The sequence below is a fragment of the Vagococcus sp. WN80Y genome (assembly GCF_059621045.1).
This window is the reverse complement of the sequence record NZ_JCAQHY010000173.1, coordinates 123,997-143,664: the sequence shown is the minus strand read 5'-3', so window position 1 is coordinate 143,664 and position 19,668 is coordinate 123,997. Positions and strand designations below refer to the sequence as shown.

The 19,668-nt window shown below is 39.1% G+C and carries 16 protein-coding genes; 3 read left to right on the top strand and 13 right to left on the bottom strand.

Annotated features, from left to right (window positions below):
• Positions 1-298: 298 nt before the first annotated feature.
• Complete coding sequence (locus tag AC5KOD_RS20325; protein ID WP_496916413.1) at positions 299-1,342, bottom strand: hypothetical protein; 1,044 nt, start codon at positions 1,340-1,342, stop codon at positions 299-301.
• Between the two features lie 40 nt (positions 1,343-1,382).
• Positions 1,383-2,345, bottom strand: a complete 963-nt coding sequence (locus AC5KOD_RS20320) for a DUF4822 domain-containing protein (protein WP_496916412.1) — start codon at positions 2,343-2,345, stop codon at positions 1,383-1,385.
• Positions 2,346-2,656: 311 nt separating this feature from the next.
• Here AC5KOD_RS20320 and AC5KOD_RS20315 point away from each other — a divergent pair, with 311 nt between their 5' ends.
• Together AC5KOD_RS20315 and AC5KOD_RS20310 are read left to right on the top strand one after the other, a co-directional pair.
• Entirely contained in the window at positions 2,657-4,012 is a 1,356-nt protein-coding gene (locus AC5KOD_RS20315; RefSeq protein ID WP_496916418.1) for a sensor histidine kinase, read from the top strand.
• Positions 4,002-4,697: a response regulator transcription factor gene (locus tag AC5KOD_RS20310; protein WP_496916411.1), complete on the top strand. Its 696-nt coding sequence runs from the start codon at positions 4,002-4,004 to the stop codon at positions 4,695-4,697. Before AC5KOD_RS20315 ends, AC5KOD_RS20310 begins: the two co-directional genes overlap by 11 nt.
• A gap of 123 nt (positions 4,698-4,820) precedes the next feature.
• Here the strand turns inward: AC5KOD_RS20310 and AC5KOD_RS20305 are convergent, their stop codons facing one another.
• From AC5KOD_RS20305 to opp3b, 8 genes are all read right to left on the bottom strand, one after another.
• Entirely contained in the window at positions 4,821-5,024 is a 204-nt protein-coding gene (locus tag AC5KOD_RS20305) for a hypothetical protein (protein WP_496916410.1), read from the bottom strand.
• An 895-nt stretch (positions 5,025-5,919) separates the two neighbouring features.
• Positions 5,920-6,177, bottom strand: a complete 258-nt coding sequence (locus AC5KOD_RS20300) for a hypothetical protein (protein WP_496916409.1) — start codon at positions 6,175-6,177, stop codon at positions 5,920-5,922.
• Positions 6,174-6,776, bottom strand: a complete 603-nt coding sequence (locus AC5KOD_RS20295) for a helix-turn-helix domain-containing protein (protein WP_496916408.1) — start codon at positions 6,774-6,776, stop codon at positions 6,174-6,176. Before AC5KOD_RS20295 ends, AC5KOD_RS20300 begins: the two co-directional genes overlap by 4 nt.
• Positions 6,777-7,373: 597 nt before the next feature.
• Positions 7,374-9,044 (bottom strand): peptide ABC transporter substrate-binding protein, encoded by a 1,671-nt coding sequence (locus AC5KOD_RS20290; RefSeq protein ID WP_496916407.1) that lies wholly within the window; start codon positions 9,042-9,044, stop codon positions 7,374-7,376.
• A 138-nt stretch (positions 9,045-9,182) separates the two neighbouring features.
• On the bottom strand, positions 9,183-10,142 hold the full coding sequence (locus AC5KOD_RS20285) for an ABC transporter ATP-binding protein (protein WP_496916406.1): 960 nt from the start codon (positions 10,140-10,142) through the stop codon (positions 9,183-9,185).
• A gap of 15 nt (positions 10,143-10,157) precedes the next feature.
• Positions 10,158-11,204, bottom strand: a complete 1,047-nt coding sequence (locus AC5KOD_RS20280; RefSeq protein WP_496916405.1) for an ABC transporter ATP-binding protein — start codon at positions 11,202-11,204, stop codon at positions 10,158-10,160.
• Positions 11,205-11,217: 13 nt separating this feature from the next.
• A complete protein-coding gene (gene opp3C / locus AC5KOD_RS20275) occupies positions 11,218-12,246 on the bottom strand; it encodes an oligopeptide ABC transporter permease (RefSeq protein ID WP_496916404.1) in 1,029 nt (342 codons plus the stop codon).
• Positions 12,246-13,190: an oligopeptide ABC transporter permease gene (gene opp3b, locus AC5KOD_RS20270; RefSeq protein WP_496916403.1), complete on the bottom strand. Its 945-nt coding sequence runs from the start codon at positions 13,188-13,190 to the stop codon at positions 12,246-12,248. Before opp3b ends, opp3C begins: the two co-directional genes overlap by 1 nt.
• A gap of 160 nt (positions 13,191-13,350) precedes the next feature.
• On the opposite strand from opp3b, the gene AC5KOD_RS20265 reads away from it, so the two are divergent.
• Positions 13,351-13,695 (top strand): DUF3899 domain-containing protein, encoded by a 345-nt coding sequence (locus AC5KOD_RS20265; protein ID WP_496916402.1) that lies wholly within the window; start codon positions 13,351-13,353, stop codon positions 13,693-13,695.
• A 164-nt stretch (positions 13,696-13,859) separates the two neighbouring features.
• Here the strand turns inward: AC5KOD_RS20265 and AC5KOD_RS20260 are convergent, their stop codons facing one another.
• From AC5KOD_RS20260 to AC5KOD_RS20250, 3 genes are all read right to left on the bottom strand, one after another.
• Complete coding sequence (locus AC5KOD_RS20260; protein WP_496916401.1) at positions 13,860-15,545, bottom strand: peptide ABC transporter substrate-binding protein; 1,686 nt, start codon at positions 15,543-15,545, stop codon at positions 13,860-13,862.
• A gap of 397 nt (positions 15,546-15,942) precedes the next feature.
• Positions 15,943-17,619 carry a peptide ABC transporter substrate-binding protein gene (locus AC5KOD_RS20255; RefSeq protein ID WP_496916417.1) on the bottom strand — a complete coding sequence of 559 codons (1,677 nt, stop codon included), beginning with the start codon at positions 17,617-17,619 and terminating at the stop codon, positions 15,943-15,945.
• Positions 17,620-17,864: 245 nt separating this feature from the next.
• Positions 17,865-19,658 (bottom strand): oligopeptide ABC transporter substrate-binding protein, encoded by a 1,794-nt coding sequence (locus AC5KOD_RS20250; protein ID WP_496916400.1) that lies wholly within the window; start codon positions 19,656-19,658, stop codon positions 17,865-17,867.
• Between the last annotated feature and the right edge of the window lie 10 nt (positions 19,659-19,668).

Below are 19,668 nucleotides of genomic sequence, written 5' to 3'. Positions count from 1 at the left end.
CGCTTCGTTGTCCTAAACTTCTAAGCAACTAAAGTTGCAAGAGTTAAGGCTCTTCAATCTCAACAACTTCTAAATGCTAAAGCATTAAGAGTTGCCATTATTCTTAGTGCTTTAGCACTTAGAAATAAGGGACACTACACGTTGTTTCGTTATCCTAAACACTAAGCAAGTGAACTTGCAAGCCATAATTCTTTGGGCTTTAGCCCTTAGAAATGAGGGACATCGAAGAGAGTTAAGGTATCGAAGTTTACGTAGTGCTCGGAGCAAAACGACTTTTGTCACAGCTCCGTCCCATTTACTACTCCACCTTGATATGCTCCGCCAACCTTTGATACACCGCATAAGACGGGTGCTTCACCAAGCTATCATCCGTAATAACCAACGACTGTGACTCCTTGATCTCAGCTACTAATCGATCAGAAAAACTCACAAAATCATTGTCGGTCTTTTCATTGTACGCCAGTGAATAATACTTTGACTGTCGATAATACGGCTTTAATTCCGGATCACTCATCTGCTCCTCAGTATCCGCAAAATACTCATCATACCGAACCTCAGATAGTTTGCCAGCCGTTGTGACCACTTCCAATCGGCCAATTAATCCACTTTCAAGTTTCTCCGCATACCCTTGATACTTCGCATCTGTCGGTTTACGAATCGAGTCATCCAACGCTGCCGCAAGTGGCATAAAGCCCTCTCTTGCTGAGGTTGAAGACCCTTTTACCGTATAAAAATCCCCAGTTACGCGGTTCTCATCACGCATCTGCTTCTCGAGATAGGTAATGCCATTCACGACCGTCACCAACGTTTCGTCTGTCCGTGTATTGTCTGCTTGAAAAAAGGCATAGTCTGATAGTCGTTTATTCACCCCTGAATATCGCTGATCGTAATAAGGAGTACTAGCAAATTCGGTAAATTCTACATCCAAAATTTTGCCTTCGCCTTCAGCAGTTACCACTTCAACAATCCCGTAATTCCCACCAGTAAACGTTCCTTCATTTTTATAATAATCGCCTTGAAGTAACCCAAGGGGCGGTTGATTGGACCAAAACATCTTAGCCATTTTTTCTTGCTTACTATAAAGAGCCGGTGGCGTTGTTCCAAACGTCGTTTGAGTCGCTCCCGTCACAACATCATATTGATACTCATGCTGATCAAAAACCACTTGGTTGGCCGCTCCCATTTCTTCGTCCTTTTCTTCTGGCGCACTATTTGTCACGCTGACCTGCGTCACTTCTGGCTGAACAGGCTGTTCCTCTTCCTTCGCCACCCTTTTATCAGGCGTACACCCCGCTAATCCTAGAAGTCCCACCAATAAAAGGAGACTTTTTACTTGCTTCATTAATATCCCTCCTTGCCTAACTAAACGTCAATCCGTGCCACTAAAAAGTAAGAGCAGGCTTAAATTCCCCTTTATATGGCTCATGTTCAACGACTATCGTGATCTCTTCACCTTCTGGACTCTTACCTTGACGTTTATAAGTGAATTTTTCAGCCGATAATTCTGTTAGCTCTAAAACAGCGCCATACTTATTTTCCCCAATCGAGACATGAGCTCGTAATTTGTTATGATCAAGCACCGCAAAATACCCAAAATCACCACGACTTTCCCCAGTTTTTAAATCAAAAAATTCATACTTACTACTCGGCTCATCAAATTTAGCCAAGCTGATAAATCCTTGATTCGCCTCTGTCACGTCGTTCCCCTCTTCATCAAGTACCTTTGTTCCCATCCAGAGTGTTTGACCTAAAATCGTCGTACCTGGCGTCGCCGTCTCAATCTCTCCTGAATCAGCCGTTAACGGTTCACGACCAGTTGTAAAAGTTAATTCCTTTTCAGTATAAGGGATATGCTCGACAAATACCTCAACATCCTGACCATTTTTATCCTTTCCTAAACGCTTGTAAGTAAATACATCTGCCGTTAGCTCCGTTAAATCAACCACAGCCTGATAGTTCATCGTCTTAGAAATAAGCACCCGTTTATTACCATCCGCCGTAATAAAAAAAGTCCCCTCATCGCCACGACTCTCTCCTGTTTCCTTATCAAAAAACTCATAATAGCCAGTCTCTTGATCGTATTTTGCTAAACCAATAAATCCTTGATTTTCTGCCGTTAAATCATTATTATCCTTATCGTAAACCCGTGTTCCTTGCCAATTTGTCGCAGTCAATTGCTGTGTCAGCTTATCGCCTTTCGTTTCCACTTTCGCCTTTTCAGCTAATTCTGTGCTGACCTGTGTTGAGCTAGATGCCCCCGTTTCCTTAGCCCCACTCCCCGAACATGCTGCCAGAGTTATCGCTGCAATCAATGTTATTCCAATTAAAATAAGTTGTTTTTTCATCATTAAGCTCTCCTTTAGTTACTTTAGTACCCTTAGTTTAGCGAAACTTTATAGCCTCATACTGGCCAAAAAATGAACAAACTATAAACTAATCTAAACAAAAATGAATAATAAAACAAACTAATAAACCTCATTCAGTGACCGTGTTATAATTAACAAATAAAAAGGAGACAGATATGACCATCAAAAAACGATTCTTACTCTCTTATCTTAGCGCATTTATTATTTCAATCAGTTCGCTATTATTGATTTTATCCTTAGTTTTTTATCTGACGCTCAATAAAATCCCGAGTGTCACAGACGTCTATAAAATGATTACCAAACAACGAGCCTTAACATCAGAAGAAGAAGACAGCTTTGTCGCACTAGATCGACTCGTAAAAAAATCGCCAGACCTACTCAATATTCCATTCAACGATGAGCTAGTTGAAACTATCCATTCAATAGAAGGGAAAGGTCTAGAGGTAGTCCTTAGAAAAGGCAGTCAATTCCCTTATTTTTCAGAAGACTTGGTCGAAAAATCGTTAAAAGCCCATTCTCCTGATTATGAAATAAACAATTTCAATCCTGCCGGTACAATTGATAACGCGGGGCGTCTGTACCACTATATCAAACTTGATTTTCAGTATCTAGATGGCACTAATGGCAGCTTCATTATCTTAAAAAGAGAAAGCAATCTCTTTGAATTTTTCACTAAATGGGGCGTGTGGATTAGTCTGATTATCATTGCTATCGCCATTTTTTTCGCTTGGTTAATCAATCGCCAGTTAGCTAACACGACGATTAAACCACTCGAAGAGCTTGAATCGGCCACCAAATCTATCACTAACTTTACGACCTTTATCGACCATAAACAACCAGAAACAACCGTTAACATCTCAAAAGAAGTCAAACAATTGCAGCTAAGCTTTGAACAAATGTGGCGTGATTGGCAAAAAGCAGAAGCCGAACGCTCCCACTATGAGGAAAATCGGAAAGAACTGATCGCCAATATTTCTCATGATCTAAAAACCCCGATTACATCGATTATCGGTCATGTTGAAGGCTTACAGGACGGAGTTGCCACTACCAAAGAAAAACAGCAACATTATCTAGAAATCATTCATAAACAAGGAACAACGCTTAATGACATGATCGAAGAGCTGTTTCTCTATTCAAAATTAGACTTAGACGCCGTTAGATTTAACCAAGAACAGACTGACTTTATTCCTTATCTACAACATGTTCTAGAGGATTATCACTGGGAAGAGAACATCCAAGTTCGAACACACTTTCCAACAGAAAAGCTTTCGGTCTCAATAGATCCCATTCAAATGAATAAAGTGATGACAAATCTCATCCAAAACAGTATAAAATTTCGCGACACCGCTAAAAATCAGCTGACACTTGATGTCACTATCACTCATAATGAAACGCATCTGTTTCTTTCATTGACAGATAATGGTATGGGCATCGAAGAAGACGAGCTAGCTCATATTTTTAGACGCTTTTACCGTGTTGATAAGTCACGAACACCAACCGTTAAAGGCAGTGGCCTCGGACTAAGCATCGTCAAGCAAATCATTGAGCATCAGAGCGGAACCATCGATATCAGAAGCCTACTCGGGGAAAGTACCCAAGTTTTAATCACACTTCCCTTAACCAAGGAGACCCATCATGACAAATAAAATATTAATTATTGAAGACGATCCCAGCATTGCCAACTTACAAAAAGATTACTTAGAGATCAATCAGATGCAAGCCGTCATCGAGCATGATGGTAAAGAAGGTCTAAAAACCGCCCTAGAGCACCCTTTTGATTTGATTATCATTGATATCATGGTTCCCAGTATGGACGGCTTTGAAATCTGCAAACAAATCAGACGGCAAAAACAAACACCTATTATGATCGTCTCAGCAAAAAAAGAAGACATCGATAAAATCAGAGGGCTAGGATTAGGTGCAGATGATTATATGATTAAACCATTCAGTCCTAGCGAATTAGTCGCCCGTGTTCAAGCCCACATTAAACGTTACCAAGCTTTAACACTAGATAAGCAAGAAACACCCCATCTCATTGAAGCCGAAAATTTAACCATTGATAAAGCCGCACATAAAGTGTTTTACTTAGAACGAGACATTATCCTGACCTCAAAAGAATTTGGCCTCTTATTATTTCTGGCCGAGCACCCTAATCGTGTCTGGAGTAAGGAACAGCTTTTTGAGCAAGTGTGGGGAATGGATGTCTTAGACACAGACGTCTCGACTGTTGTGGTTCATATCAAACGAATCAGAGAAAAACTGAGAGATAAGCACTCCGCCAATCTACCTATTGAAACAATCTGGGGAAGCGGCTACCGTTTTAATAAATGAGCATGATCACCACACAAAAAAATATCATCTCACCTATCATTAAGCTTGCGCTAATTTTAGGTGGAATGATATTTTTTATATGTTCTGATTACTTACTAACGACTATAATCGCCTCAGATAGTTTTAAACATGACAAACCTCGACTCGATACCTATCTCCCGGTTGTGGGTTCTTTTCGCCAATAAATAACCCACAACTGAATTGATCCTCCATCGACTTTTCAATCATTTCTAGATCTGTAATATCAAGAAAATTCTCAGCCTTAAACTTAAACGTCTCTCCTTCAGGATTCGTAAACGTGTATTTTAACATATTCGTTTTTTTCATCGTTTCACCTCCTCGTTTTATGCCATCAGTACTTCTACTAAACACGTCACACTACTTGTGACACTACTCGATATTTCACCCATACGTTTTTTATTCAGATTCTGCACCCTTACTTCACTACTTAGACAGTTTCACACGCTCGGACATGTTTCTCTCTGTTAAACATGTCACGCCACTTGTGACACTACTCGATATTTTACTCACACGTTTTTGACTCAGATTATGCTTCCTTGTCTCACTAATTAGACATTTCCACACTCTCTGGACTACTTTTCTCTGCCAAACATGTCACACCACTTGTGACACTACTCGATATTTCACCCATACGTTTTTCACTCAGCTTCTGCACCCTTACTTTACTACTTAGACAGTTTCACACGCTCGGACATGTTTCTCTCTGTTAAACATGTCACACCACTTGTGACACTACTCAATATTTCACCCATACGTTTTTGACTCAGCTTCTGCATCCTTACCTTACTATTAAAGCTTTCACACACTCAGACACACTTTTCTCTACCAAATATGTCACGCGGCTTGTGACACTACTCGATATTTTACTCAAACGTTTTTTATTCAGATTACGCTTCCTTGCCTCACTAATTAGACATTTCCACACACTCTGAACCACTTTTCTCTACCAAACATGTCACACTAATTGTGACACTACTCGATATTTCACCCATACGTTTTTCACTCAGCTTCTGCATCCTTCCCTTACTATTAAAGCTTTCACACACACTCAGACACACTTTTCTCTACCAAACATGTCACACCACTTGTGACACTACTCACTTTTTTATTTACACCGCTTTTTCTCATTAACGGCACCCTCGCCCAAAGTATTAACTCTCAACAAATATGTCACACGGCTCGTGACACCACTCGCTTTTTATTATTCTTGAAACATCGCTAAAGGGTTAACATCAAATAGCAAAGAAGACCTAACTTCTATCCTTTGAGCTGTTTCACAGCCAACAATTAATTGATCTACATTCTTCGGATCAATTAACACCCCCAGAGCAATCACCTCTTCAATCTGTTTTCGCAAAATATCCTTATCGAAATAATCAATGTAAACAGGAACTTTGATGCGAGTTCTTTTCCCATCTCCATTCGTTAAAATGAATTGGACTTTTTCTCGCCTTTTCACATTAATTCCTCCTGTTCATACATAACGCCTTCCACCCGGTCGCTCTCCTCTTGAATAGCTAACTCACACTTCTTTAGATTTCGTATAAATTTATCTGAAACATCCTTTGCTAGATCTGGAAATCCACACATGCCAATTCCCATAATAACTTGATTGATGTGAGCAATTGCGAAACTGCATTGCCCTTTCATATAAAAATTTATCGCCTTACCAATCTCCCGAGTGCTCTTAGCAACTATCTGATGAGATGGGTAAATCCAACGAGCGATTAACTCCAAGTTTTCGGTCGCCTTTCTTAGCTCCCCCTGGGAAAAATTAATAACAACCTCTTCTTCTAACCGAGGTTCTGTTGACAGTCGTCCAGCACTAGCTATCGTCGAAGTACTTACCACTCTTAATCTCTCGCCACAGGCTTCTACTGCCCGTGCAGCCGTCACTAAATCTACCTTAGCATTGGCTCCTGTCTCAAGCCGATTAACCAATTGACGACTAGCACCCATCTCTTTAGCCAAAACTTCTTGGGACCATCTTTTTTTCCGACGCAAGTCTTGCACTAATCTCGCCACCTCTATCACACTTTCATGAATTTCTCGATCCATCTCCTCCAATTCTCTCCTCTCTAAATAGTAGCGCTTACATTTCTGATAACAACTTTACTATTGGTGTCTTTTAAACAACCATTTCAAAATCAGAATAAAAACAGTCACTTTGCTAAAAGATGAGCATTTATTAATAAAAAAAGATCAAAAGAAAAATGAGATCTGCCTATTCTTTCTCGCTATTTTTAGCCGCTTATTTTTTAAACTCTCCTTAAAACAGCGTTTAAAGTTCGATTATCCGCTTTTCAGTATCATTTTAAAAGTAGACAACTAACTTAAAAACGTTGATTTATCTGACTTCTTACTTTATTAAGGCATAAACAAACGCGACTTGTCAAGTCATTATTCAAATAAAAAAAAGTCAATTTTTTTAAATAACATACTTTGAAACTCTCAATAAAAAAATAGCACCTCTTTGTATATAAAATAGTCCATAGACAGCCAAATAAGACATTTAGACGTAAAAAAACATCTGAAACACTCTTATTTATACTGCTATCCACTAATATCAACTTCAAAACTACTAGACTTAGATCACTAATTATCACACTTAAGGGAGAGACAGCTGTCAAACTTTCGTCTCCCCCCTTCAATCAATTATTTAACTTTATAAGCCCATTTATAATCATAAGGGGCGCCTGCTGCATTCACAACAACATCCTTGATTTTCGGAGTCCGCAGATGAGCCTCCGCTTTTTGATAAAGAGGAATAACTGCCGCTTGATCTAAGATCAGTTTTTCCGCTGCTAGCATATCTTTCCACCGAGCCTCTGGATCGTTTGCATGCTCAATTGATGCTTGCTTAACTAACTTATCGTATTCTGGATCTGAGTACTTACCTAAATTATAAGAAACACCCGTCTCAAAGAGATCAATAAATGTACTTGGATCAGCGTAATCTGCATTCCATCCTGAGTTTAACATTTCAAAATCGGTCTTTAAGCCACGGTCAATCCGAATCGCAAAAGTAACCGGACTCACACTCACCTTGACCCCTGGCATGCTTTCCGTAATTGCCCCTTGAAGGTACTCAGAGACTTTCTTAGCAGAGTCAGTGTCAGACGTTAACAAATTGATTTCCACTTCTTTTTTCCCTAATTCCTTTTGTGCTTTTCCCCAATACTCTTTAGCTTTATCTTGGTCAAAACCAACATGATTTCCAGAATCTTTAGCAAATTCATGCTCTTTCCCATCAATATTCAGCTTAATTCCAGCAGGCACTAGTCCAGTCGGAACAATCGAGCCATCCCCTAAAATTTGATTAACAAGTGATTCACGATCAATTGAATAAGAAATCGCCTTACGGAAATTTTGATTATTAAATGGTGAGTCCTTATCTTTTTGATTCATTTCTAAATACATTGTGCTCGCTTTTTTATCCGAAACAAAATCTGGGTCAGTCGCCATCTGTTGAGCCAATTCACCGCTCAAAATAATGTCTTCAGCTTGCCCATCTTTATAAAGATTTAGAGCAGTTGAAGATTCTTTCGCTACTACGACTTCAATCCGGTCCAGCTTTACCGTCTCTTTATCCCAATATTCAGGATTTTTTTCGTAGCTCCAATCGATGTCTGTTCCCGGTCCATCGAAATCTGCTAAAACATATGGCCCATTGTAAACAGCATGCTCACTAGTTGAGGCATACTCTTTACCATATTTCTCAACAATGTCTTGACGTTGCGGGAAGAACGTAGAAAAGGCAACTAAATAATCAAAATAAGGCGTTGGCTGCTCAAGTGTCACCTCTAATTCGTAGTCACTTACAGCTTTAACTCCCAGTTCTTCAATTTTTTTGTCACCAGCCAAAATTGCTTCACCATTTTTAACCGCATTAAACAAAAAGGCATACTCAGAACCTGTATCAGGATTCACCCCACGTTGCCAAGAATAGACATAATCCTTTGCGGTCAGTGGCTTACCGTCCGACCATTTTGCTTCCTCACGCAATTTGAAGGTGTAAACTAAGCCGTCTTCGCTAATATCAGCCGTTTCACTTGCGCCTGCTGGTTCGGCCTTTCCTTCACCATTAAAACGGTAAAGCCCTTCATAGACACTATTAGTGGCGGTTGAACTAATGACGTCTGAATTCAGTGACACATCCATCGTCGGCATTTCTTGAGGGACTACTGTTTTGAAGACCTGTTCCACGTCATTTCCTTTTGTTCCATCTCCTAGATCTTTGGCATCCTCCTTGTTACTGCCACACGCCATCAGTAGCATCGGTGCAACAAGCACCATCCCCATCTTTAACCAGTTGTTTTGTTTCATATTCCCTGCCCCCATTCGTTTTTTATAGTTCGTTATTCAAACCATCTGTCAGAATATACGAAATATTCTGATAATAGATGATAAAAAGAGAGGCAAGTCCTATCATGGTAGCAGGACTTACCGACCTCTTAGCCTAACTTATTTTTTAGCTTTTTTCTCAGCTAGCTTAGCTTGATAGCCAGCTACTTCGTCTTCACTACAGTAGATAAAGTGATCTGGTGCCACTTCCCGTAGTTCACGCACCTTATTATCATCTGCTGCTGGTTCATAAGTGATTCGACGACGATTCTTTTCATAGTCTGGATCTGGTAGCGGAATCGCAGATAACAGGCTTTCCGTATAAGGATGTAAGCCGTGATTATAAACCTCTTCTGCTGACCCAACTTCAACTAATTTGCCATAGTACATCACGCCGATTCGGTCACTAATATATTTTACCATTGATAAATCATGGGCGATAAATAAGTAAGTTAATTTTTTCTTTTCTTGCAATTCTTGTAACAAGTTAACGACCTGTGCTTGGATTGACACATCCAAGGCAGAGATTGGCTCATCACAAATAATAAATTTAGGCTGAACAGCTAAGGCTCTAGCAATCCCAATCCGTTGACGTTGACCACCAGAAAACTCATGTGGATAACGCGTGCCATGACTTCTGTCTAGCCCAACGGTTTCCAACAAATCATTAACCTGTTGATCACGATCTGTATCATTTTTAGCTAACTTATGAATGTCAATTCCTTCTGCAATGATGTCTTTAACCTTCATCCGCGGATTAAGTGACGCATAAGGATCTTGATAAATCATTTGAACTTCTTGACGGAACTTGTGCAAGTTTTGACGCCCTTTAATTCCGCTAATATCTTCACCATCAAATTTAATCGTACCATCTGTTGGATTGTACAACCGGATAATACTACGACCTGTCGTTGATTTACCACAACCAGATTCGCCAACTAGACCAAAGGTTTCCCCTTCGTAAATCGTAAAGCTGACACCATCAACGGCCTTGACTTGATCCGGACGGTCGACATTAAAATATTGCTTCAAGTTTTGAACATCTAAAATAACTTTGCTATCTTTCGTAACTCCACTCATCTTGTCAGCTCCTTTCTAGACGTGACTGCCTCGTTGTTTTTCTTCGTAAATCTTGTGACGACGGACAATTTCCGGCGGCGGTGTTACTTTTGGTGCCTCAGGTGCTAACAACCAAGTCGCTGCTTGATGAGTCTCTGATAATTTAAAATAAGGAGGTGCTTCTTGAGCATCAATCTTCATCGCAAACTCGTTCCGCGGATAGAAAGCATCCCCTGATGGAGGTGCCAATAAATCCGGTGGTGAGCCAGGAATCGCGTACAGCTCTTCCCCTTTAGTATCAAGGGTCGGCATTGAACTCAATAAGCCCCATGTATATGGATGCTGTGGATTATAGAAAATTTCATCAGCCGTACCGATTTCAACAATCCGTCCGCCATACATAACAGCTACACGGTCAGCGACGTTAGCCACGACCCCAAGATCATGAGTAATAAAAATTATTGACGTCGCAATTTTTTGTTGAATTTCTTTCATTAAATCAATGATTTGAGCTTGGATCGTCACATCCAAAGCGGTCGTCGGCTCATCTGCAATCAATACCTCTGGGTAACAAATCAACGCAATCGCAATCACGATCCGTTGACGTTGGCCACCAGAAAATTGATGGGGATAATTCTTCAAGCGTTTTTCTGCGTTAGGAATACCCACTAAGCGTAATAACTCTAAGGCACTTTCTAGTGCATCTTTTTTGGATATTTTTTTATGCTTACGTAAGGACTCAGCTACTTGATTTCCGATATTCATCGTTGGATCAAGTGAGGTCATTGGATCTTGAAAAATCATCGCAATGTCTTTTCCACGAATCTTTTGCATGTCCTTTTCACTGCGTTTAACCAAGTCATCCCCTTTAAAAAGGATTTGACCACTATCAATATTAGCATTGTTTGATAATAAGCGCATGATACTTCTTGTGGTGACGGATTTACCTGAACCAGACTCTCCCACAATCGCTAGTGTTTCACCTTTGTGTAAATCGAAATTTACTCCACGAATGGCGTGAACTTTACCAGCAAAAGTATCAAATGATATATGTAAATTTTTGATTTCTAATACTTTTTCCATTTCTCCACCCACTCTAATCATTCATTTTTGGATCAAAGGCATCGCGCATGCCATCAGCTAGTAAGTTAAAGCAAATCATGATAACAGATAAAACGATCGCTGGCGCCCACATCAAGTGGGGCAAGAAACGGAACGTCTTATACCCTTCGCTTAAAAGCATCCCTAGAGACGCTTGTGGCGGTGTTAGTCCCAATCCGATGAAACTTAAGAAAGCTTCAAAAAAGATCGCTGAGGGGATACTAAACATCATCTGTACGATGATGACACCTGAGATGTTTGGCAAGACATGCTTCATAGCAATTTTAGCTTGAGATTCGCCCAAAGTTGTGGCAGCTAACACATATTCTTGGTCTTTAATCTTCAATGTTTGGGCTCGAACAATCCGTGCCATTGTAATCCAACCAGTAATAACCATAGCGGCGATGATAGAGCTCATCCCTGGTTTTAAGATTGTCAGCATCAAGATCATCACAACAAGGTTAGGTATTCCTGAAAGGATTTCTAGTATTCGCTGCATGACGTTATCTGTTCGACCACCACGCATCCCTGAAATCAGCCCATAGGTGACACCAAAGGTTAAATCAAGAATCGCGGCAATAAAGGCAATGATTAACGATGCTCGTGTTCCCATTAATAAACGAGAAAGTAAATCACGGCCTAAGCCATCTGTTCCTAAATAGTAATTAACATCGTCTGGTACTTTTGCCGCTTTGTATTTATCGACACGATTGCCACCGACAACTGCTGTTCCATTAAACCCATCAATCTTCAAGCCCGGAATCCGTGGCGGTAAGTTTACATAGGACGGATTTTGTTTAGTTGGATCATGTGGCGATACCCAAATTGAGGCAAAGGCCACTAATGTAATAATGATTAAGAGAAATAAAGAGATAACAGCTCCCTTATTTTTCTTTAAACGACGCCATGAGTCTTGTAAAAAGTTCAGTGACGGTGCGGCAATTTTTTCACGCTCTTGATTAGTGGAAACGTCAAGGGGTTCAAAGCTATCTGATGGTAATTTTTTCAAGTCAGTCTGTTCCATTAGCCCCGTTCACCTCCTGAGACACGAATTCGTGGATCAATTAAACCATATAATAAGTCAACTAATAAGATAACAACTACTAGCATCGTTGAGAACATAATGGTGACAGCCATAATGGTCGGGTAGTCATTGGTCATAATTGACTTAACAAATTGCTCCCCAATTCCCGGAATGGCAAAAATATTTTCAACAACCAATGACCCAGTCATCAAGCCGACAGCCAGCGGTCCTAAAAGTGTGATCAATGGAATCAAACTGTTACGTAAACCGTGGCGGAAAGCAACTTGCCAACGGCTTAAGCCTTTTGCACGCGCTAATTCGATATAGTCTGTACTTAATACTTCCACCATTTCAGTTCGAATAAAACGAGCTGAATCAGCAAGAGGTGACATCGATAAAGCCAACGTTGGTAAGATTGTTGAGGCAAAGCCTTGGTTCCACATTGCGATTGGTAAAATCTTCAATTTAACGGCGAACACATACTGTAATAACACCGCGAAAACGAAGTTGGGAATGGAACGTCCCAGTATTGCAATCAAGGTTGCCCCGGTATCGACCCATGTATTTTGTCTCATCGCTGCGACGAGTCCTAAAATAATCCCTACAAGAGTTCCGAAAATAATAGCTTGAGCCCCTAATTGGACAGATGGCCCAATTCGGTTAGACAATAATTTCGAGACAGGTTGATTTTTAAATTGGAACGAGGTTCCAAAATCACCTTGAACAATATTCTTCATATAAATCCCGTACTGGGTAATAACTGGCTTATCTAAACCAGCCTGCTTGTTTAAAATTTCAATCTGTTCTGGACTGAGTTTTTCTTGGTTAACATAAGGTGATCCAGGGATCATCTTCATTAAGAAAAATGTCACAGTCGAAATCAACCATAACGTAATCAGCATGAACATAACACGCTTCAAAAAATACTTGGCGAAATTCTTCAAGTCACATGACCTCAACTTTCATTTATTATTTTGACAATAGTTGGAAATTAGATTACAGTTAGTAAGTAAACCTATTAGATAATAGCATGATAGGCAGTTAATTTCAATATTAGCAGAGTCCTCACTGCCACCATAAACTTAGATAAAGCGAGCGATTTACATGACCGTATTAAAGCAATGTGCATTGACTATTTTAGGTCTTTGCCTATTAACGCCAACCTTTTTATTACTCATAAAACGGGAGATTACTTTGACAGCTCTCTCTAACAGTTTTTTTATGCTAGCCTTATTGTTCTTTATGATCGCTGCCTTTATTGGCATTTTTATTTCTGGTTTTTTTGATAATTTTCAAAGAAATATGAAGAACACACTCCGCTTAAGAAAAAACACCGAACCAAAAGAGTACCTTAAAACCTCAGAAATTTTCTCAAAACAACCTTTTTACTGGTTGTCAGTGGCTACTAGCCTGTTAGTTATTTCGTTAATTTTATTGCTTTTCATTTAGTTCTCTGAGACCTGTCTCAGGGAATTTTTTCTTAAACAGATGTATCCACTCATAAAAAAGCTCCTTTGTTAGAAACTATTTCTCTAACCAAAAGAGACTGGGACATTGTCCGCAGTCTCTTTTCGTGTCCGATGAATTATCCACAGACAGGTTCAAGAAAATAACTACTTCACTTTATAAGCCCATTTATAATCATAATGCGCGCCAGCTGGGTGAATCGCAATATCTTTGATTTTTGAGGTACGTAAGTGCGCTTCTGCTCTTTGGTAAAGAGGAATGACACCCATGTCGTCCATTAAAATCTTTTCAGCTTCGATTAAGTTTTCCCAACGAGCCTTTTCATCACTCACGTTAGTCGTTCCTGATTCTTTTGCTTGTTTGTCATAATCAGCATTTGAATATTTTCCACGGTTATAAGAATTCTCTGTTGTAAATAATTCGATAAACGTAATTGGATCAGTGTAATCACCACTCCAACCACCGATAACCATGTCAAAATCGCCTTTGTTACTGCGTTCTAGACGAACAGAGAATGGCACTGGACTAACCGTTACTTTAACGCCTTCTAAGTTCTCTTCTATCGCACCTTGAATATACTCAACTGTTTTCTTAGATGAATCTGCATCAGATGATAGGATATCCATTTTTAGATCTTTAATCTTTAATTCTTTTTTAGCTTTTTCCCAATATTCTTTGGCTTTTTCTTTGTCATATTCGATAAATTCCCCTGCTTCTTCAGCAAAGTCTTTTTTCGTTTTAGGGTTAAATGACATTTCAGCTGGGACAAGTCCTCTCGCTGCCACAGAACCATCACCTAGAATTTGAGTTGCTAATGACTCACGATCAATTGAGTAAGAAATAGCCTTACGTAAGTTAGCATTTCTGAACGGAGATTTTTCATCTGCTTGGTTAAGCTCCATGTATTGTGTGCTTGCCAATTTTTCAATAATTAATTCTTCGTCATTTGCCATTTGTTGCGCTAATTCACCCGTTAAGGTTGCATCCTCAATTTGGCCATCTTCGTATAGATTTAAGCCTGTTGATGCTTCTTTGATTACTTTAACATCAATCTTGTCTAACTTAACGTTGTCAGCATCCCAATATTTGTCGTTTTTAACATATGCCCATTCTTGGTCTGTTCCTGGTCCATCAAAGTCTGCTAAGACAAAAGGCCCATTATAAACAGCTTTTTCGCTTGATGTTGCAAAGTCTTTCCCATATTTTTCAACAATTGCTTGATTTTGTGGGAAGTATTGTTTAAATGCAAGTAAATACTTGAAGTACGGTGTTGGCTGCTCTAATGTGATTTCTAATTCATAATCACTAACTGCCTTAACCCCTAATTCTTTTTTATCCATTTCACCTGCAGAAATCTTAGTTGCGTTTTTAACTGGTGAAAAAATTGACGCATATTCTGAGCCTGTTGCTGGGTCAACTGTTCGTTGCCATGCAAACACGTAATCTTTAGCTGTTACAGGATCATCATTTGACCATTTTGATTCTTCACGTAGTTTCAATTTCCACGTTAAGCCATCTTCACTCACTTCAGCAAGCTCAGCTGCACCTGCTGCTTCTGGTTCACTATCTAAGCCTAAACGATACAACCCTTCATATGTGTTTGTTAATGCGCGCGCACCAATAACATCCGTCGCTAACGATGGATCTGCTGTCGGCATTTCTTGTTGTTCAATCACACTGAATGTCTGCTCATCGGCTAACTCGACTTTTCCTGTATCTCCAGAGCCTTTAGAACCATCTGTTGCGCTATCCTTGCTACCGCCACCACAGGCCGCTAGTGAAAGAGTTGCAACAGTAATTAATCCTGCATACATCATTTTTTTCAACTTCATAACATTTCCCCCTTTTGAATGTTAAAAATTCATTAAAAAATTAAAACAATTAATTCATATGATATAACATTTCTCACCATATTGCAATCTATTGTTCATTGAAAAAACAGAATGAAATCTAAAAAAAGTCATATTTTTGCTTTTTATCCCTTGAAAATTCTAACTTTTAACATCAACTTTAATTATTTCGGCTATAAAAAACTAAGTAAAATGTCCATTTAAGCCAGGTTATTAATAAAAAAATTAAATAACCTATTTTTTTATTGAGCATTTTATATAAAAGGTGTCTATCATATCATTATTTTAATATTTTCTAACACAAAGAGGGGCTGTGACATAAGTCACGCCCCAGTTTTATTTCACGTATATTGTGCGATAAACGCGTTCCATTACGTAATTATTCAGCTGCTACATAAGCCCACTTGTAATCATAATGTGCACCCGCACCATGAATGGCAACATCTTTAATCGTACTTCTACGCATATGCGCTTCAGCATTTTGGTAGATTGGCACAACGCCCATGTCTCCCATGATGATCTTTTCAGCTTCAACCATGTTTTGGAAACGTTCAGCTGGCTTAGCTGCATTGGTTGTCGCTGCCTCTTGTAGTTTAGCATCGTAATCTTTACTAGAGAAACGGCCACGGTTATAAGAATTTCCTGTAACAAATAGATCTAAGAAACTACTTGGATCAGCATAGTCAGCAGACCATCCGCCCAATACGATGTCAAAGTCACCTTTGTTACTACGTTCAATTCTGACAGATAATGGAACTGGTGCCACTGATACTTTCATTCCTGGCAGAGTTTCTTCTAAGCTTCCTTGAGCGAACTCAACGTTTTTCTTAGAGAAATCTGAATCCGATGATAAGATTTCAACTTCGATTTTATCTTTACCTAAAGCTTTTTTAGCCTTTTCCCAATGTTCTAAGGCTTTTTCTTTGTTATATTCTAAATGTTTACCTGACTCTTCTGCGAAGTCTTTACCACCATCAGGATCTTTGGTCATATCAGCAGGAACTAATCCTGTCGCTGCTATTGAACCGTCTCCTAAAATTTTTGTTACAAGTGACTCACGATCAAGTGCATAAGAAATAGCTTTACGCAAATCTTCATTATTAAAGATTGAGTCCTTGTCTCGCTGATTCAATTCAAAATAGTAAAGGCCCGCTTGTTTTTCAATAACAAGCGCTGGATCATCTGCCATCTGCTGAGCCAATTCACCCGTCAATCGAACATCATCCGCTTGGCCATCTTCATACAAGTTAAGCGCCGTTGAGCTTTCTTTTACTACCTTAGCAGTAATAGTATCTAACTTAACGGTGTCTTTGTCCCAATAAGTGTCATTTTTAACGTAGGTCCAATCTTGGTCAGTTCCCGGTCCATCAAATTCTGTTAGGATAAATGGCCCATTATAAACGGCTTTTTCACTAGTTGTTGCGTATTCTTTGCCATATTTCTCAACTGTTTCCTGATGCTGCGGGAAATAAGTCGTAAATGTCAGCAAACGATCAAAGTAAGGCGTTGGTTCTTCCAAGGTAATTTCTAATTCATAATCACCTACAGCCTTAATACCTAACTCAGATTTATCCTTATCGCCAGCTGTGATTGCCTCAGCATTTTTGACTGCTCCGTGTAAATAAGCGTACTCAGACTGAGTTGCTGGATCAACGACGCGTTGCCACCCAAACACATAGTCTTTAGCTGTAACAGGATCACCATTTGACCATTTAGCATCTTCGCGTAATTTAACCTTATACGTTAAGCCATCCTCACTAACCTCGGCCATCTCAGTTGCGCCAGCTGGTTGTGGCTCACTGTCTTTGTCCAACCGATAAATCCCTTCATAAACATTGTTAAGTACCAATGCACCTACAACATCCGTATTTAATGCCAAATCAGCAGAACTCATCTCTTGATCGACAATTGTATGAAATACTTGCTCTTTCGCTAGTTTTGAGCTACCGCTCCCAGCGTCCTTGGAGCCATCAGTGGCATCCTTTTTTCCACCACCACACGCTACCAACGTCAGTGCTGCAACAGTTACAAGCCCTGTATAGATCATTTTCTTCAATTTCATCACATTTTCCCCCTTGTTTGAAAGCCTTCAAACTCAACTTAACTTGAGTCTGCCACTTCCGCCACTATTAAAATTTGATTAAAACTATTAAACAACTAATTAGTATACTATACTATTTCTCATCCAATTGCAATTTAACTTACATCAAATCTTAATTTTATGTGAAAAACGTTCGATAAAAGCAAAAAAAATTACCAGCCAAAGTACGTAACACTTTGGCTGGTAATAATGATAATTTATTATTTAGTTTTGTCAGCTGTTAACGAAATGCCAAACCAGTTGTTTGGTACTTCTTCAGTTGTGTAGTAGCTGTAGTTATAATCCTTAACGCGATCATTTACCACACTAATACGGTAGTTATAGTTTAATGGGATAACTGGGATCTCATCTTTAACAAGTTTTTGGAATTTTTTATATGCTTCATTACTATGATCTTGATCAAATGACTCTACTGATGCAATATCTTTCAAAGCCGCATCCATCTCATCAGAAGTAAAGCGCATCATATTGTATTGAGCTGTTCTGCCAAATGACTCAGCAGGGTTAGGATCTGTTCCTGTACTCCATGCAGCAGCATACATATCTACATCATCAGAATCACCTAATAATTTATCGTAGAATGAATTTAATTCCATCAAACGGCCTGTTGTAAATTCAACATTCAAGCCAATTTTCTTCATGCTTTGTTTAAAGTAGTCTGCAACGGTTTCAGCACTTGAACTTCCAGACATTACAGCCAAGTTAATTTTTAGCTCTTTTCCGTCTTTATCTTCAACAAACCCATCATCGTTTTTGTCTTTATAACCTGCATCAGCTAAAATCTTCTTCGCTTTATCAACATCAATAGTGAAGGCTTCTAGGCTTTCATCATGTGCCCCTTTAAAGCCAGGAACAATAACTGAATTTGCTGGTGTCCGCAGTCCACTATAGATTTTATCTCCTAATTGTTTCGTGTCAATTGAGTAGGCAATCGCTTCACGCAATGCTTTGTCGGCCATTTTAGCTTTTGGATCAGAAACATTTTCGCCTTTTTCTTTATCAAATTTACCAAATTTAAAGCCGATGTAAGAATAGTACAACTCTTCACGCCCTACATTTTGGTAACCATCAATCTTCTTATAGCTATCAAAAGCATCTGACGGCATATCTAAAGCAATATCAAATTTCTTCGCTTTCAGTTCATCAACAACTGTTGAGTTTGGCACAACTGTTATCACGATTTTATCTAATTTTGGTTTTCCTTTAAAATAGTTTTCATTAGCTGTATACTCAACACTTTCACCTGTTTTAACATTACTAATATAGTATGGTCCTGTTGTGACAGGCGTTTTGCGAATCTCATCAGATTCAACTAATTTTGCAATTGCAATATCTTTTAATTGGTGTTTAGGCATTACATACTGCAATAAGCCACTACCAAATTCAATACTTGGGCTCATTTCTTTATAATTAATTTCTACCACTTTATCATCGACTTTTTTTATACCTGAAATAGTATCAGCTTTACCTGCGTGATAGTCTTCCATCCCAACAATATTAGCCAAACGATCATCATAACGCACACCAGTGTAATCTTTATTTCCTACTACTTCATAAGCAAAGATTACATCATCTGTTGTTAATTTTTCGCCATCTGACCATTTCAAATCATCTTTAAGAGTCACAGTTACTTTTTTGTTATCAACATCAAAATCAGGTGTTGCTAACCCAGTATCTGTATAGCGGAAGTCGTCTCCTGTATTAAACAAATATTGCTCTGCCGGTTCCATCAAAAATTGATCATAAGCATCTTCCATCAAAGCTTGCGACCAAACGCCTTGGAATTGAGTATCATAAGGTAATGCTACTTTTAAAGTACCACCTTCAATTGAATCAGCCTTGTTCTCAATTTTTGATGGGAATTTAGCTGTCTCCTCTGTTGTTGCTCCATTGTCCTTTGATCCCTTGTCATCTTTGTCCTTGCTTCCACATGCTGCCAAACCAAGTGTCAAAACTGTTACAAGCGTCACTAATCCTAAAGCTCTTTTCTTCATTTCGTTTCCC

Coding starts and splice junctions, on each gene's coding strand:
- AC5KOD_RS20325 (WP_496916413.1), bottom strand. CDS start 1,342: ATGAAGCAAGTAAAAAGTCTCCTTTTATTGGTGGGACTTCTAGGATTA.
- AC5KOD_RS20320 (WP_496916412.1), bottom strand. CDS start 2,345: ATGAAAAAACAACTTATTTTAATTGGAATAACATTGATTGCAGCGATA.
- AC5KOD_RS20315 (WP_496916418.1), top strand. CDS start 2,657: ATGATTACCAAACAACGAGCCTTAACATCAGAAGAAGAAGACAGCTTT.
- AC5KOD_RS20310 (WP_496916411.1), top strand. CDS start 4,002: ATGACAAATAAAATATTAATTATTGAAGACGATCCCAGCATTGCCAAC.
- AC5KOD_RS20305 (WP_496916410.1), bottom strand. CDS start 5,024: ATGAAAAAAACGAATATGTTAAAATACACGTTTACGAATCCTGAAGGA.
- AC5KOD_RS20295 (WP_496916408.1), bottom strand. CDS start 6,776: ATGGATCGAGAAATTCATGAAAGTGTGATAGAGGTGGCGAGATTAGTG.
- AC5KOD_RS20290 (WP_496916407.1), bottom strand. CDS start 9,044: ATGAAACAAAACAACTGGTTAAAGATGGGGATGGTGCTTGTTGCACCG.
- AC5KOD_RS20285 (WP_496916406.1), bottom strand. CDS start 10,142: ATGAGTGGAGTTACGAAAGATAGCAAAGTTATTTTAGATGTTCAAAAC.
- AC5KOD_RS20280 (WP_496916405.1), bottom strand. CDS start 11,204: ATGGAAAAAGTATTAGAAATCAAAAATTTACATATATCATTTGATACT.
- opp3C (WP_496916404.1), bottom strand. CDS start 12,246: ATGGAACAGACTGACTTGAAAAAATTACCATCAGATAGCTTTGAACCC.
- AC5KOD_RS20265 (WP_496916402.1), top strand. CDS start 13,351: ATGACCGTATTAAAGCAATGTGCATTGACTATTTTAGGTCTTTGCCTA.
- AC5KOD_RS20260 (WP_496916401.1), bottom strand. CDS start 15,545: ATGAAGTTGAAAAAAATGATGTATGCAGGATTAATTACTGTTGCAACT.
- AC5KOD_RS20250 (WP_496916400.1), bottom strand. CDS start 19,658: ATGAAGAAAAGAGCTTTAGGATTAGTGACGCTTGTAACAGTTTTGACA.